This is a genomic window from Ureibacillus chungkukjangi, assembly GCF_003217295.1.
Classification (GTDB): Bacteria; Bacillota; Bacilli; order Bacillales_A; family Planococcaceae; genus Ureibacillus; species Ureibacillus chungkukjangi.
On record NZ_QJTJ01000013.1, the window covers coordinates 24,662 to 39,264 of the forward strand.

The window sequence follows — 14,603 nt, forward strand, 5'->3', positions numbered from 1 at the left end:
ATTTCGTACGTTTTTGTACACTAAAATCTGGGAGGAATACTACAATGGACAATCAATTCATGAATGAACCTCAAGCAACTCAAGGAAATATGCCTCTTTCAATGAATCATGGTGCACATGAAGTAATGGACGTTCATGAGGTACTAAGTGCTGCAATCGGTGGAATGAATACATTTATCTTCTTCCGTCCTCATGTACAGGACCAAGAGCTTCTAAATATTTTGGACAGACAATATGCATTCATGCTAGACGAGTATAATATTACGGCTGAATGCTTCAAAACTGGACAAGATCCAAGTCACCCTACTCGCTCTTACAAAATGCAAATGGGCAATGATACAAACTATGGTTTAACACCGAGCCAGCCTAAAAAACCAATGACGTCAGCTAACGAAATTAATGACGGTATTATTTCAGGTTTCTTGATGAACGCTCACAAAATGGGAGCTACAGGTAAAACAACTGCAGCACTTGAATCGACAAACCCAGTTGTTCGTCGTGTTTTACAGGACTCCATTCAAAACTGTATTGAAATGGCATACGAGTTATCTCTTTACCAAAACAAAAAAGGCTACTACCAAGTACCACAGCTTTCACCAGCTGACATGCAAACAATGTTAAATATGTATGGACAAGCTGAAAAAGCTAAGGATATGCCTAACTAAGTTAGATAAAAACAAAAGGATCCATTTGATGTAATCTTGCATCAAATGGATCCTTTTCGATTTTACAATATTTTCCCTAAAAATGCTTTCGTTCGCTCGTTTTGCGGAGCATCGAAAAGTTTTTCTGGTTGGCCTTGCTCTACAATATAGCCACCATCCATAAACACTACTCGATCTGCTACCTCGCGAGCAAATCCCATTTCATGAGTTACAACTACCATCGTCATTCCCTCATGCGCTAATTGCTTCATAACATCCAACACTTCTTTAACCATTTCAGGATCTAATGCAGATGTTGGTTCGTCAAATAGCATCACTTTCGGCTTCATAGCAAGGGCACGAGCAATTGCTACACGTTGCTGCTGCCCACCTGAAAGCTGCTGTGGATAGTTATACGCCTTTTCCCGAAGTCCTACCTTATCCAACAATTCTAAAGCTAAGTTTTCTGCTTCACTTTTTGAAAGCTTTCGAATAAACATCGGAGCCATTGTAATATTTTCAATGACCGTCATATGCGGAAACAAATTAAACTGCTGGAACACCATTCCAACCTCAGTGCGTATTAAGTTGATGTCTGTTTTAGAATCATTGACTTGAACACCTTCGATATAGATCGCTCCATCTGTAATTTCCTCTAGTAAATTTATACATCGTAAAAACGTACTCTTACCAGAACCCGAAGGACCAATCACGCAAACTACTTCTTTTTCACGAACTTCATAGTTAATCCCTTTTAAAACATCTAATTTCCCAAAGGATTTATGTAGGTTCTCTACTTTAATCATACATCAACCCGCCCTTCTCGCTTTTTTCGCGGATTGTAATCGATGCTAAAGCGTCTTTCAATGAATGCTACTAGTTTCGTAATAATAAAGGTTAATAGTAAGTATAGAACTGCAGCTACTAAGTATGGCTCCCAGAAACGGAAATGTGCACCTGAGACTATTTTTGCTGCATATAAAATATCATTTGCTGCAATAACTGTTACTAAAGAAGAATCCTTCAATAACGCGATAAATTCGTTTCCTAACGGTGGAATCATTCGACGAATTGCTTGTGGCAAAATGACTCTTCGCATCGCTTGCCCATGTGTTAGACCAAGGGAACGTGCAGCCTCCATTTGTCCCTTATCAATCGATTCAATCCCTGCACGGATAATTTCCGCATTATAGGCCGCACTATTTAAAATAAGGGCCGTAATCCCCGAAACCATAAAGCCAAATGATTGACCGAAAACCGTGGGTATTAATGCCAAATGGATGATTAAAATCTGAACAAGCATTGGGGTACCACGGAATAGATCAACATAGAGCTTACATGGCCAATAGAGCCACTTTCTCTTTGATGTCTTTCCTAAACCGAGAAATACCCCAAAAATGATTCCACCAATATAACCGCAAATTGTTAATACGATCGTCACCCAAATACCATTGATAAAAAACTCACGGTAGTCCCAGATCAAATCCCAACGCATATCTAAGAAGTCCATCTGAAACCCTCCATCTAATTATTCGATTTCTTGCCCTGTAATTTCAGCTAACTTTCCGCTTTCCTTCAGCTTTTGGATTCCTTCATTTAAAATATCCAGCACTTCTTTATTCCCTTTTTTAACCATTAGTCCATAGTATTCTTTTTCAAAGCTATCATCTTCAATAGATTTTAGTTTCGATTCTGGATTATTTTTTATATATTCAATAATTACTGCGTTATCGCCGATTACAGCATCAACAGTACCGTTGATAAGCTCTTGAATAGCAACCGGTGTAGTTTCGTAAGGTTTAATATTTGCACTAGTTTTCCCTTGTAAGTCTTGAGCTGCAAAATGTCCTGTAGTATTCATTTGAACACCGATCTTTTTATCAGCTATATCTTGTAGAGATTCAATATCAGATTCTTCCTTTGTTACGATTAATTGTGTAGCTTCGTAATAAGGCTCTGTGAAATCATAAGTTTCCTGACGTTCTTCAGTAATTGTAATGGCAGAAATACCTAAATCCACTTCGCTGTTGATCAATTGTTGGAATAAAGGATCCCAACCTACATTGTTGATTTCAAATTCAACGCCCAATTCTTCACCGATGGCATTCACAACATCCACATCAATACCAACGATATTTCCTTTGTCATCAAAGGATTCAAATGGTGCATAGGCAGCATCTGTCCCAACTTTTAGTGTAGTAGTTCCTTCTCCATCCTCACTTGCTGAACCATTTGTCCCTGTTTCTGATGCTCCACATGCAGCTAAAATAATGGAAGCCGCAGCAATGGGTGTAATTAATGAAAATAATTTTTTCTTTTTCAACACTGATAATTCCCCCCCGTACTCTATTTATCTTTCTAATTCTATAATTCAGATTATTCATAAAATCAGAAAATATATTTACAATTATATAAACTTCGCAATATTTAAACAACATAAAATTTTCTAATAAAATTACAGAATGTTACATAGATATGTGAGTTATGGAGGATATGGGGATTAGTGAATATAACTGAAGCCAATTTCGAAGCTAGGTTTTCCTTCTCCACACAAAAAAACAACCCGAAAAGTTTAGTTACACTTTTTCGGGTTGTTCTTTTTCTTTATGTTTTCAAACCTTAAACTAAAACACTTGATCATAACTCATAAAAATTTTATATGAAAAGATTGGTAATATTAGTTTAAAGAGAATGAATTTGGGATAAAATGAATTGGTACAGTAATTGCATTTTATCCCGTATTTTTCATTCCCTCTGGATTCTATCAGGCTGCTAAGCTAATAGATCCATGGAAGGTCTACCTTATTAAAATCATAGTTGAAGCAGTAAAATGGCGCCCTCGGAGGGAATCGAACCCCCAGCGGAAGAACCGGAATCTTCTGTGTTATCCATTACACCACGAGGACATCTTATAATAGAAACTTACTCGTAACGCTTTTGAAAATAGAAATTGTTCTTCATTTACATAACTGATAATGCTTTAGGACATAACGCCGATTGTAAAATACGACTTTTCTATTATACAAATGTATACAACGTAATTCAACTATTAAATTGAAGATATATTTGATTATATTGTGTCTGTTTTGTGCAGTTTTTCATCAGATTTTTTCGATAAATAGGGTAGAAATATTAACTTCTATGCTTTACTTCTTATTTAATAATTAAGTCATAGAATAATAGCGGATACATACTGCAATATTTTAGTAAAGGACAGTGTTTTATATTTGACCTTCCTTGACTATTCTGTGTATGATATGTGTACAGCTAAAAGGAATTCTTTTAGCACCAAGTTAACGAATAAATCTTTTTAAGGAGGATTTACAATGAATTTAATTCCTACAGTTATTGAACAAACAAGCCGCGGAGAACGTGCATATGACATTTATTCTCGTCTTCTAAAAGACCGCATCATTTTACTAGGTAGTGCTATCGATGATAATGTGGCAAACTCTATTGTTGCCCAATTATTATTCCTAGCAGCAGAAGATCCAGATAAAGATATTTCTTTATACATCAACTCACCAGGTGGATCAATTACAGCTGGTATGGCAATTTACGATACAATGCAATTTATTAAACCACAAGTTTCAACAATTTGTATCGGTATGGCTGCATCAATGGGTGCTTTCTTACTTGCTGCTGGTGAACCAGGTAAACGTTTTGCTTTACCAAATGCAGAAGTAATGATTCACCAACCACTTGGTGGAGCTCAAGGTCAAGCTACTGAAATTGAAATTGCTGCAAAACGCATTTTATTCTTACGTGATAAATTAAACCAAATCTTATCTGATCGTACTGGTCAACCAATCGACCGCATTTCTAAAGATACTGATCGTGATAATTTCATGACTGCTGAAAATGCAAAAGAATACGGTTTAATCGACCAAATTATTAATCGTGTTGAAGATAAATAAAAACATTAATGGTGAAGAGGATTCATTTCCTCCTCACTATTTTTTTGCTCTGTTTGCTAAAACTGAATGTTGATTTTTCTTTGTATGAGAAATAAAGGGAAAAATTCCTCTTAAATTGGTAATTACTCGTATTTTCTTTTAAATAGCGGGAGTTTTTCCGCTTATAGTGGTTAAATCATTAGATTTCCTCTAGTTTTTAGCAGATAATCGAACTTTTTCCTCTTATATCTGCTTTTAAAAGGCTTTCATACTAATTAGCGGAAAATTTTCCTCTTATATCCCCACCTAAAAGGCTATCAGAATAATTAACAGGAACTTTTCCTCTTATACCACATCTAAAAGGTTCTCCTACTTTCACCTAGAATCCCCTCTCATCAGCGCTTAAAATCACCATGTATCAAAACAGAGCTTAGAAAAAAAGGAATCTCATTGTTGTGAGATCCCAAAAGTTTGCGAGCGTTTACAAATGATGATAGCTTATTCTTCTCTTTGAATAAGTGAAACTAGTCCTTCTACAGCTTCTTGTTCGTCTTTACCATCAGCGATTAGAGTAATCGTTGTTCCTCTTGCTATGGCTAAACTCATAATACCCATAATAGACTTTGCGTTTACTTTTTTCTCATCCTTTTGTAAGTACACTTCTGATTTGAAGCGATTGGCCTCTTGAACAAACAATGCTGCTTGTCTCGCCTGCAAACCAGATTTTAATTTCACTTCCACATTGGTTTCAACCATTTTTGATACTCCCTTTCAAACCGTTCATCTATATACATTTATCTTATCTAAATTGTATGAAAAGAACAATGATAGAATCCTACAATTTTTGAAAACTTCAGTAAAATTTGGATTTTTCATGAATATTCACTAATTTCCGAGTGTTATTTAATGGTTTCTCCACGTCTTAGACTGTCTGCAATTTCATCGATTTTACGTAATCGATGGTTGACTCCTGACTTACTTACTGCACCTGTAGATACCATTTCACCAAGCTCTTTTAGTGTAACATCCTGATATTCAACTCGAAGCCGAGCAATTTCTCTTAGCTTTTCCGGTAGCTGGTCAAGACCAATCGAGTTTTCTATAAAGCGAATATTCTCGACCTGACGAATAGCTGCACCGATTGTTTTGTTTAAATTGGCGGTTTCACAGTTTACGATACGGTTTACACTGTTTCGCATGTCACGCAAAATTCGAACGTCCTCGAATTTTAGCATAGCTTGTACAGCCCCAACTATCCCCATAAAATCCGAAATTTTTTCAGCTTCTTTTAAATAAGTTACAAACCCTTTTTTACGTTCAATGGTTTTGGCATTTAAGTTGAATTTGTTCATCAAATCCGCTAATGCTTCACCATGCTCTTTATATAGTGAATAAATCTCTAGATGATACGCTGAAGTTTCAGGGTTGTTTACAGAGCCACCTGCTAAAAACGCACCACGTAAATAAGCTCTCTTCTGATCTCTATTTGAAAGCAATGAAGTAGAGAGAGAATGATTTAGCTGAAAATCCTCAGATAAAATATCTAAATCTGCTAATATTTCACGAGCACCGTCACGAACACGGCAAATGTAAACATTATTTTTCTTTAAGCGCATTTTTTTTCGAACTAGTAATTCCACATTATATGGATATAGTTTTTTTACAATTGTATAAAGCCTTCTTGCAATTGCAGCATTTTCAGTCTGTACATCTAGACTGAGCTGTCTATTTGTAAAGGATAATGTTCCATTCATACGAATAAGTGCAGATACCTCTGCTCTTAAACAATTATCGTCTGTTTCTAGTTGCGTTAATTCCTTTTTCGTTTCGGAAGCAAATGACATCTTTTTCCCCCCTTTCACTATGTATGAAAACTATCATACCACACATTCAAACCGTAGAACCTTGTATGTTTTTTACATTCTCGTCAGTGTATATTCACTAAGCCACTTAGCAATTTTATTTGACTCATGGCGAACGACGCCAGATTGTATCGTGGCGATTTCTTTTTTTATGACTTCAAGACCCATATTTTCTAGCTTTTCGATATCAAACAGCACTGGCTCAGCATTCTCTTCTTTATAGTTTTCTTTAATAGGTGATGGCAATTCTATATCATTGACCAAGATAGCATCAAGGCATGGTTTTCCTACATGATCATAAATTGCCTGAACATGATCTGTAGCTCTATAGTTCAAGGTCTCACCTTGCTGTGTCATGAGATTGCAAATGTAAATTCTTTTCGCTTTTGCTCTAACTAGTGCTCTACCAATTTGTTTTACTATTAAATTAGGAATAATACTAGTATATAAGCTTCCTGGCCCCACTAGAATTAAATCAGCCTTTTCAATTGCACGAATTGCTTCGGGAAGCGGTTTCACATCACCTGGAACTAAAAAGACACGTTTGATCGGCTTTTTAGAATTAGGAATTTTCGACTCCCCTTCAATAATAGAGCCATCTAATAATTCCGCGTGCAAAGCGATTTTCTTATTTGCTGCCGGGATTACTTTTCCATGTACCTTTAATACTTTACTCATTTCTGCGATTGCATGGCTAAAATCACCTGTAATATCAGTTAAAGCAGTTAGCATTAAATTTCCTAAAGAATGACCACCTAAGTCATCTGACTCGGAAAATCGATACTGAAACATTTGCTCAACTAATGGCTCTGTATCAGATAATGCGGCAATTACATTCCGAATATCACCAGGTGGCGGAATATCGTAGTCATCACGAAGGCGACCTGAGGATCCTCCATCATCTGCAACTGTAACAATTGCAGTAATGTCGAATGGATAGTTTTTCAATCCGCGCAACATCGTAGAAAGACCAGTCCCCCCTCCTATAACTACAATATTCGTTTTTTGTTTCTTCATGCTGTCAATCCTTTCTGCGATTGATATCTCGGTGAGTAATTGCCGTTTGATAGCTATCACTAAATAGCTTTCCATAGTATTCAGCTAACGTTACGGAACGATGCTGCCCACCTGTACAACCAAAAGCAATTACCAGCTGGGATTTTCCCTCATTAATATATTGTGGAATCATAAATTTAAACAAGTCAGTTAGCTTTACGATTAACTCTTGGGCTTCTTCCTGTGCTAATACATAAGAAGATACCTCTTCTTGTAGGCCCGTTTTTGGACGCAGCTCTTCCACGTAGTACGGATTTGTTATAAACCGAACATCAAAAACAAGGTCTGCATCGATTGGCACACCATTTTTGTAACCAAAGGACATCACATTTATAGAGAATTTCGGGCTACTAGAAATCGAAAACTCTTTACCAATACGTTCTCTTAGCTGTCTTGGTTTCAATTGAGATGTGTTGTAAACAAATTTGGCTCTACCCTTTAGCTCACTCAGCATTTCTCTTTCTTTTTTGATGCCTTCAAGTGGGGCTCCCTGTGGTGCGAGTGGATGGGATCTACGCGTTTCTTTATAGCGTTGAACAAGTGCCTCATTTTCTGCATCTAAAAATAGCACACGTGTATTAACATATGCTTCTTTTTCTAATATGTCTAGGGCATCAATAAGGGAGTCAAAAAATTCTCCTCCACGCATATCCATTACAGCTGCAATTTGAGTAATATTACGTTCTGATTCCTTCATCAACGCTAAAAATGTTGTTAATAATGCAGGTGGTAAATTATCAATGCAGTAATATCCTAAATCCTCAAAGCTTTGAACAGCAACTGTTTTTCCAGCTCCAGACATTCCTGTAATAATGACTATCTCATGTGTAAAATCTTGAACATTACCCATGTGACCATCTCCCCTTTTTTAAGTCTCGCTCGACGTTTGAAACCTTTGATCTATTAAATCAAATTCTGTTGTATAAGTAAATGTACCATATTGAATGCCTTTGTCTAAGGCAGAAAATAACAAGTTTCTACGATCGCCTTCAGCCATTGGCAGCTTGTGAAGAGCTTCGATCGGGTGCCATTCTAGGACGCCTTCTCGCGTTTCTTTAAAAGGTTCTCCCTCAACGCCATATGTAACAAATGTATAGAGCATCCATTCATCAACGACTTCTTCGCCGTCCTTGATAATCATTGTATAGACGCCTTTTAAATGTGGACTCTCTGGCGTTAAGTTTGTCTCTTCTTTAAATTCTCTTTGTGCCGCTTCAAAGATAGATTCGCCGCTTTCCATCTTACCTCCTGGAGCAACATACCAACCTCTTCTTGGTTTTTGGAGAAGTAGAACCTTCCCATCTTGAATTGCTAATAAGTTTGCTATTCGTTGCATAACAACCACCTCAAATCTTTTGTTACTCCTATATATGTATTATACCTTATCAAATAGTCATTCGCGTAATAGGAAAGCCTAGATTAATCTTGATATTGAACTTAGCATAAGTTTCAAGATAGTTGGTATACCTTAAGAACACACAGGCTATCTTCTAAGCTATGACATAAAGCCGAAAAGTTTAGAAGTTATTTTCCGATAAATCAATCATCGTCCGCTAAATTTTTCCACAAAAAAAGTTGCTTCCCAAATTGATGGAAGCAACTAAAAACTAAAAAAAGGGGGGTTAAAGCTTATGTCCCTATTATAGCTAATGTTTATTGCAAGGAGGTTACAAAAAAGTTAAAACCATATTACTTCTGGTTAATTTTCTCAATAAGTTCCTCTACATAGTGCTGTGCAGTTTGAGCTGCGATACTACCGTCGCCTGTTGCTGTAACAATTTGGCGAAGCATTTTATCGCGAACATCACCAGCAGCAAATATGCCTTTTACTGACGTTTCCATTTTATCGTTCGTTACGATATAGCCATTATCATTTAAAATACCTAGGTTTTTAAATGGTGCTGTTAATGGTACCATTCCGATATAGACAAATACTCCGTCTGTTTTGAATTCCTGCTCACTATCATCAACAGTTGAAACAAGTGTTACACTTCCAACTTTGCCATCTTTTTCGTTAATTTCTTTCACTGTGTGATTCCAAATGAAATCGATTTTCTCATTTGCAAATGCACGGTCTTGTAGAATTTTTTGTGCACGAAGCTTGTCGCGACGGTGTACAATCGTTACTTTGTCAGCAAAGCGAGTTAAATATACGCCTTCTTCAACTGCCGAGTCTCCTCCACCTACAACAACAAGGTGTTTTTGCTTGAAGAATGCGCCATCACAAACTGCACAATAGCTTACGCCGCGTCCACCAAGCTCTTTTTCGCCTGGAATACCCATTTTTTTATACTCTGCACCTGTTGTTAGGATAATTGAACGTGTTTTATATTCCTTCGAACCAGCTTTGATCACTTTATATTCTTCACCGTCAATAATTTCGGCTACATCACCATAAGCATACTCTGCACCGAATTTTTTGGCGTGCTCGAACATTTTAGTTGAAAGCTCAGGGCCTAAAATTGTTTCAAATCCAGGATAGTTCTCAACTTCTTCTGTGTTGGCCATTTGCCCACCAGGAATTCCTCGCTCTATCATTAAAGTAGCTAGATTCGCACGTGAAGCATACACAGCTGCCGTCATTCCAGCAGGACCTGCACCGATTATTATTACGTCATAAATTTTTTCTTCAGCCATTTAAAAAGCCTCCCCATAGAAAAAGCGTTTGTATATTCGCTTCTATTTATCTTGAATATACTAAAACGCGCTTAAGTATATTTTATCTTTTTAATCCTAGGACAATCTGTTCGTAACTTCAACTTTATTGCTTACTAATCAAATGGAAGATATTCGATTAACTCTTCAACATACTTCGTTAAGGTTGCAGTTGATATACCGAACTTAAGTGCATAGTGCTTTTTTGTCACCTTTTTACTATTAATAGTTGAAAAGAACATATACTCTACCGCCGCTGCCAATGCTTTGATATTTTTAAATTGGTATTCAGCCTTTAATGCACGTTCACTTAACACAAACCACATTTGGAATAGATATTGGACTTCTAACGTGATTGTGGCTGTGCTTTTATAAAGCTCCTCTGCCACTTCCATGGAACGGACAAAATGCTTTTCCATTTCATTTACTTCATCAAATTCATGTCCAAGTGCATAGGCTAAGCATAGTTTTTCAACCCCACTATATTTTGTAAGATCGATAAGCTTAGGATGTGCAATAATCTCTTGCTTATAAGCTGACTTACTTAATAGGAAAAATCCAAACATGCGGTGAGTACTATATTTACTTACAATCTTTTCGATGATAAATTCACGGTTATTTTCTAAGGATTCCTCGTCTGTTTCCTTTTCCACATCTATCCACGGCTCAAACCCGTCCTTTGATGGGTCAAGATCGACAAGGATTTTCCATGCTTGCTTACCTTCTTCAACATGACCACTAAAATATGCAGCTTGTGCTAACCAAAAGTAAAAGCCAGTGTCTCCGGCAAAGCCTTTTTTCTTCATGCTTTGAAGCCATTTATAAGCCATTTCGTACTCACCGATTAAAGCTAATGTCGCCCCTAGCTTATAGCGGTTTTCCCAGTCATAGGGATTGATTTTCTTTAGCATGTCAATGAGCTGTGATAATTCCTGATCATCCTTCTCATAATATGCAATGACTGTTAAATTACAAATTGCATGTAAGTTTCCTAAATTCTCACGAAGAACCTGGTGTAGCAAAGCTTTTGCTTGCTCTGCTTCTTCTATATAAAAATAAGCTAAGGCTAAATTATTGTAGGCTGGCCATAAGTCAGGGAAGCGTTCAATTAACTGCTCAAGCACTTCAATTGCCTGGTTAAATTGACCGTTTTCCATCAAGCGACGCGCTTTTTCCTGAGCGACTAATTTTTCAGAGTCTTCCTCATTTAATGGCTCTTCCTCATCGTCTTCATATTGAACAAATTCAATAATTTCCTCGGCCTCATCAACATACATTCCGTCCGGCTCCATCTCAAGATACATTTCTGCATACTTTTGAGCATCACGAATCATCCCGATACAGCCTGAAACCTCCGCCAAAAAAAAGACGTGCTCTGGTTCACTTGGCTCTATGCTATAAGCAGTATGAATCAATTCATACGCCTTCTCAAAATTTTGAGCCTCCATTTCCAAAATCCCCAACTGCATCAACACATGAGCATCATCTGGACTTAGTTCGGCTGCTCTCTTCATATATTTATACGCTTTATCCATTTGGTCTTTATCCATGGCTTTGAGCGCTTTATTAAAATAATACTCACCGTTTGGAATAAACGATACAACATTATTAAGTTTTTCTTTTTGACGTTGATTTTCCAAAGTACATCCTCCGACCTAAATTCATTACACCTTGGCGTAATTACGTTGCTTTGTCATAGTAAAACATCGCTAAAACAAAGCAAAAGGAACGCATAGTACGTTCCTTAGACAATTAAACTTATTATAACATAATTACGTAATACGTCATTATTTAAGTATTGCTTTATCCCTAAATAATCCTCGCTTTAACTGTAAGAAATCAGGTTCATTTTATTGATTATTTTTTGTACTTGCTCTCTTTTCGTCATGTCTTGATTTTAAAACTTCTAGAACTTCATAGACATCGATTTTTTGTTCCTGTAGAAGCACTAATAAGTGGTAAATTAAATCAGCAGTCTCCCACTTCACTTCCTGGGCATCACGATTTTTTGCCCCAATTACTACTTCTGTTGCTTCTTCACCGACTTTTTTACATATCTTGTCGATACCCTTTTCAAATAGATATGTAGTATAAGCACCCTCTGGCATATCGATTTCACGCTGGCGAATGATATTTACTAGCTCAGGAATAATATCTACTGACCCTACGACGTCGTTTTGAACAATTGAATTTGTGAAGCAAGTAGTCGTTCCATTATGACATGCTGGCCCGGCCGGTATTACCTCTACTACTAACGCATCCTGATCACAATCTGATTTTATAGACACTACCTTTTGAACATTTCCACTTGTTTCCCCTTTATGCCAAAGCTCTTGTCTTGAACGAGAGTAAAACCAAGTTTCCCCTGTTTCGATTGTTTTTTGTAGTGATTCTTCATTCATATAAGCAACAGTTAACACTTCTTTTGACTGTGCATCCTGAACAACTGCTGTTATTAAACCTTTGTCGTCGAACTTTAAGCCTTCTATCATCTGATACAAACCCCTTTTTCGCGTAACACTGATTTCACTTCAGCTACACTTGTTTCTTTATAGTGAAAAATTGATGCTGCAAGTGCTGCATCTGCATCAACCTCTTGTAATACCTCAACAAAATGCTCTGCGTTTCCAGCTCCACCACTTGCAATCACTGGTACCGTTACAGCATCACGAACTGCCCTTGTTAAAGCTAAATCAAAGCCTGTTTTTTCGCCATCCTGATTCATGCTTGTTAGTAAGATCTCGCCTGCACCAAGACGTACCGCTTCTTTTGCCCATTCAACTGCTTGCCAATCTGTTTTGTTGCGCCCCCCGTGAGTATAGACCATCCAAGTGCCATCTTCCTCAGAATATCTCGCATCGATTGCTACCACGATACATTGTGCTCCAAAGAAATCAGAGCCTTCTTTTATCAGCTCTGGGCGTTCAAGCGCTGAGGTATTCACTGATACTTTGTCTGCACCTGCACGAAGAATTCGTTTCATATCGTCTAAAGTACGGATACCCCCTCCAACAGTAAAAGGTATCGCTAGGCTTGACGCTGTTTGACGCACCACATCAACCATTGTTTGGCGACCTTCATGGGAGGCAGAGATATCTAAGAAAACAAGCTCATCAGCACCCTGCTCATCATAAAATTTCGCTAGTTCAACCGGATCTCCGGCATCACGCAATTCTACAAATTGAATCCCTTTTACAACACGACCTTCTTTTACATCAAGGCAAGGGATAATACGTTTTGTTAGCATGCCAGCACCCCCACACCTTTTAACCATTGTTCAAGTAAGAAAACACCGAACTCCCCTGACTTTTCAGGATGGAACTGCATTCCACACACATTTTCAGCTTGCACAACACCTGGCACCTCTGTATCAAAATAATCGGCACTGGCTACAAGCTGCTCGCGATTTATATTGACTGCATAAAACGAATGAACAAAATAAACATATTTACTTTCTGGAAAAGCTTGGTCTTCTAGCCATTTAGGCAAGGATTTAAATTCTAATGTATTCCATCCCATGTGAGGAACGCGATATTTTTCACCAGTAGGGGTTTCACCTGTGAATCGTGTAACCTTCCCATTAAAGAACCCAAAGCCTTTCGTAGGAGTTACCTCTTCACTTTCTTCAAAAAGCAATTGCATTCCTAAGCAAATTCCTAAAAGCGGCTTATTGGCATCGACTTGTTCACGAACGAAACGATCTAAGCCCGTTTCAGATAAGCGCTTCATGGCATCAGGAAAAGCACCAACACCAGGTAAAATAAGAGCATCTGTTGCCGCCAATTCTTGAGGATCAGCTGAAACTACAACCTCACATTCAAGTCTTTTTAATGCTTGTTCTACGCTAAACAAATTGCCCATTCCATAATCGATTACCCCAATTTTCATGTCAGCAACCCCTTTGTTGACGGTACACCCTTCACTCGTGGGTCGATTTGTACCGCATCATCTATTGCTCTAGCCAGCGCTTTAAAAATAGCTTCAATAATATGATGTGTGTTATGACCATAAGGAACGATTACATGAACATTCATGCGTGCTTCTAGAGCAAATTTCCATAAAAATTCATGGACTAGCTCTGTATCAAACGTGCCAACCTTCTCTTTTAGCTCCGGCTCTACACGATACTCTAAATGCGGTCTGTTCGAGCAATCAATGACCACTTGAGCTAGTGCATCATCCATTGGTACAAAGGCATTTCCATAGCGTTTGATGCCTTTTTTATCGCCAAGTGCTTCACGAATCACTTGCCCTAATACAATGCCGATATCCTCTGTTGTATGGTGATCATCGATATGTGTGTCCCCATCAGCAATAATCTTGCCATCAAACAAACCGTGTTTTATAAATAAATCCAGCATATGGTCCATAAATGGAACACCTGTATGTACTTCTGCTTGGCCATCTCCGTCTAAATTTAATTCAACAGCAATTTTTGTTTCATTTGTATTGCGTTCAATTCGAGCAAATCGTATATTTTGTTCTGTCAT

16 protein-coding genes and 1 tRNA gene are annotated in these 14,603 nt (G+C 37.6%); 2 read left to right on the plus strand and 15 right to left on the minus strand.

What is annotated here, in order from left to right; all coding sequences use genetic code 11:
- The first annotated feature begins 44 nt into the window (after window positions 1–44).
- On the plus strand, window positions 45–665 hold the full coding sequence (locus BJ095_RS10710; protein WP_181418046.1) for a spore coat protein: 621 nt from the start codon (window positions 45–47) through the stop codon (window positions 663–665).
- A 62-nt stretch (window positions 666–727) separates the two neighbouring features.
- Here the strand turns inward: BJ095_RS10710 and BJ095_RS10715 are convergent, their stop codons facing one another.
- The 4 genes from BJ095_RS10715 to BJ095_RS10730 form a co-directional block, all read right to left on the minus strand.
- Window positions 728–1,450, minus strand: a complete 723-nt coding sequence (locus BJ095_RS10715; RefSeq protein WP_107933647.1) for an amino acid ABC transporter ATP-binding protein — start codon at window positions 1,448–1,450, stop codon at window positions 728–730.
- Window positions 1,447–2,154 (minus strand): amino acid ABC transporter permease, encoded by a 708-nt coding sequence (locus tag BJ095_RS10720; RefSeq protein WP_107933649.1) that lies wholly within the window; start codon window positions 2,152–2,154, stop codon window positions 1,447–1,449. The genes BJ095_RS10715 and BJ095_RS10720 overlap by 4 nt, the downstream gene beginning before the upstream one ends.
- Window positions 2,155–2,172: 18 nt before the next feature.
- Complete coding sequence (locus BJ095_RS10725) at window positions 2,173–2,967, minus strand: basic amino acid ABC transporter substrate-binding protein (RefSeq protein WP_107933785.1); 795 nt, start codon at window positions 2,965–2,967, stop codon at window positions 2,173–2,175.
- A gap of 508 nt (window positions 2,968–3,475) precedes the next feature.
- Window positions 3,476–3,550 (minus strand) — tRNA-Arg (locus tag BJ095_RS10730).
- A 420-nt stretch (window positions 3,551–3,970) separates the two neighbouring features.
- On the opposite strand from BJ095_RS10730, the gene clpP reads away from it, so the two are divergent.
- A complete protein-coding gene (gene clpP, locus BJ095_RS10735) occupies window positions 3,971–4,561 on the plus strand; it encodes an ATP-dependent Clp endopeptidase proteolytic subunit ClpP (RefSeq protein WP_107933651.1) in 591 nt (196 codons plus the stop codon).
- Window positions 4,562–5,038: 477 nt separating this feature from the next.
- Here clpP and BJ095_RS10740 read toward each other — a convergent pair whose 3' ends face one another.
- The 11 genes from BJ095_RS10740 to hisB all read right to left on the minus strand — a co-directional run bounded on the left by BJ095_RS10740 (window position 5,039) and on the right by hisB (window position 14,603).
- Entirely contained in the window at window positions 5,039–5,296 is a 258-nt protein-coding gene (locus BJ095_RS10740) for an HPr family phosphocarrier protein (protein WP_107933653.1), read from the minus strand.
- Window positions 5,297–5,439: 143 nt separating this feature from the next.
- Window positions 5,440–6,384 (minus strand): DNA-binding protein WhiA, encoded by a 945-nt coding sequence (gene whiA, locus BJ095_RS10745; protein WP_107933655.1) that lies wholly within the window; start codon window positions 6,382–6,384, stop codon window positions 5,440–5,442.
- A 72-nt stretch (window positions 6,385–6,456) separates the two neighbouring features.
- Entirely contained in the window at window positions 6,457–7,419 is a 963-nt protein-coding gene (locus tag BJ095_RS10750) for a gluconeogenesis factor YvcK family protein (RefSeq protein WP_107933657.1), read from the minus strand.
- Window positions 7,420–7,423: 4 nt separating this feature from the next.
- Complete coding sequence (gene rapZ, locus BJ095_RS10755) at window positions 7,424–8,308, minus strand: RNase adapter RapZ (protein WP_107933659.1); 885 nt, start codon at window positions 8,306–8,308, stop codon at window positions 7,424–7,426.
- Window positions 8,309–8,326: 18 nt separating this feature from the next.
- Entirely contained in the window at window positions 8,327–8,794 is a 468-nt protein-coding gene (locus BJ095_RS10760; RefSeq protein ID WP_107933661.1) for an 8-oxo-dGTP diphosphatase, read from the minus strand.
- A 353-nt stretch (window positions 8,795–9,147) separates the two neighbouring features.
- The gene (gene trxB, locus BJ095_RS10765) at window positions 9,148–10,095 is read right to left on the minus strand and encodes a thioredoxin-disulfide reductase (RefSeq protein WP_107933663.1); all 948 of its coding nucleotides are present in this window, start codon (window positions 10,093–10,095) and stop codon (window positions 9,148–9,150) included.
- A gap of 134 nt (window positions 10,096–10,229) precedes the next feature.
- Window positions 10,230–11,753, minus strand: coding sequence for a tetratricopeptide repeat protein (locus BJ095_RS10770; RefSeq protein ID WP_107933664.1), 1,524 nt, complete (start codon window positions 11,751–11,753; stop codon window positions 10,230–10,232).
- A 210-nt stretch (window positions 11,754–11,963) separates the two neighbouring features.
- Window positions 11,964–12,605 (minus strand): bifunctional phosphoribosyl-AMP cyclohydrolase/phosphoribosyl-ATP diphosphatase HisIE, encoded by a 642-nt coding sequence (hisIE, locus tag BJ095_RS10775; RefSeq protein ID WP_107933666.1) that lies wholly within the window; start codon window positions 12,603–12,605, stop codon window positions 11,964–11,966.
- The gene (hisF, locus tag BJ095_RS10780) at window positions 12,602–13,360 is read right to left on the minus strand and encodes an imidazole glycerol phosphate synthase subunit HisF (protein WP_107933668.1); all 759 of its coding nucleotides are present in this window, start codon (window positions 13,358–13,360) and stop codon (window positions 12,602–12,604) included. Before hisF ends, hisIE begins: the two co-directional genes overlap by 4 nt.
- Window positions 13,354–14,001 (minus strand): imidazole glycerol phosphate synthase subunit HisH, encoded by a 648-nt coding sequence (gene hisH / locus BJ095_RS10785; RefSeq protein WP_107933670.1) that lies wholly within the window; start codon window positions 13,999–14,001, stop codon window positions 13,354–13,356. The genes hisF and hisH overlap by 7 nt, the downstream gene beginning before the upstream one ends.
- Entirely contained in the window at window positions 13,998–14,603 is a 606-nt protein-coding gene (hisB, locus tag BJ095_RS10790) for an imidazoleglycerol-phosphate dehydratase HisB (RefSeq protein WP_107933672.1), read from the minus strand. The genes hisH and hisB overlap by 4 nt, the downstream gene beginning before the upstream one ends.

Coding starts and splice junctions, on each gene's coding strand:
- BJ095_RS10710 (WP_181418046.1), top strand. CDS start 45: ATGGACAATCAATTCATGAATGAACCTCAAGCAACTCAAGGAAATATG.
- BJ095_RS10715 (WP_107933647.1), bottom strand. CDS start 1,450: ATGATTAAAGTAGAGAACCTACATAAATCCTTTGGGAAATTAGATGTT.
- BJ095_RS10720 (WP_107933649.1), bottom strand. CDS start 2,154: ATGGACTTCTTAGATATGCGTTGGGATTTGATCTGGGACTACCGTGAG.
- clpP (WP_107933651.1), top strand. CDS start 3,971: ATGAATTTAATTCCTACAGTTATTGAACAAACAAGCCGCGGAGAACGT.
- BJ095_RS10740 (WP_107933653.1), bottom strand. CDS start 5,296: ATGGTTGAAACCAATGTGGAAGTGAAATTAAAATCTGGTTTGCAGGCG.
- whiA (WP_107933655.1), bottom strand. CDS start 6,384: ATGTCATTTGCTTCCGAAACGAAAAAGGAATTAACGCAACTAGAAACA.
- BJ095_RS10750 (WP_107933657.1), bottom strand. CDS start 7,419: ATGAAGAAACAAAAAACGAATATTGTAGTTATAGGAGGGGGGACTGGT.
- rapZ (WP_107933659.1), bottom strand. CDS start 8,308: ATGGGTAATGTTCAAGATTTTACACATGAGATAGTCATTATTACAGGA.
- BJ095_RS10760 (WP_107933661.1), bottom strand. CDS start 8,794: ATGCAACGAATAGCAAACTTATTAGCAATTCAAGATGGGAAGGTTCTA.
- trxB (WP_107933663.1), bottom strand. CDS start 10,095: ATGGCTGAAGAAAAAATTTATGACGTAATAATAATCGGTGCAGGTCCT.
- hisIE (WP_107933666.1), bottom strand. CDS start 12,605: ATGATAGAAGGCTTAAAGTTCGACGACAAAGGTTTAATAACAGCAGTT.
- hisF (WP_107933668.1), bottom strand. CDS start 13,360: ATGCTAACAAAACGTATTATCCCTTGCCTTGATGTAAAAGAAGGTCGT.
- hisH (WP_107933670.1), bottom strand. CDS start 14,001: ATGAAAATTGGGGTAATCGATTATGGAATGGGCAATTTGTTTAGCGTA.
- hisB (WP_107933672.1), bottom strand. CDS start 14,603: ATGACAGAACAAAATATACGATTTGCTCGAATTGAACGCAATACAAAT.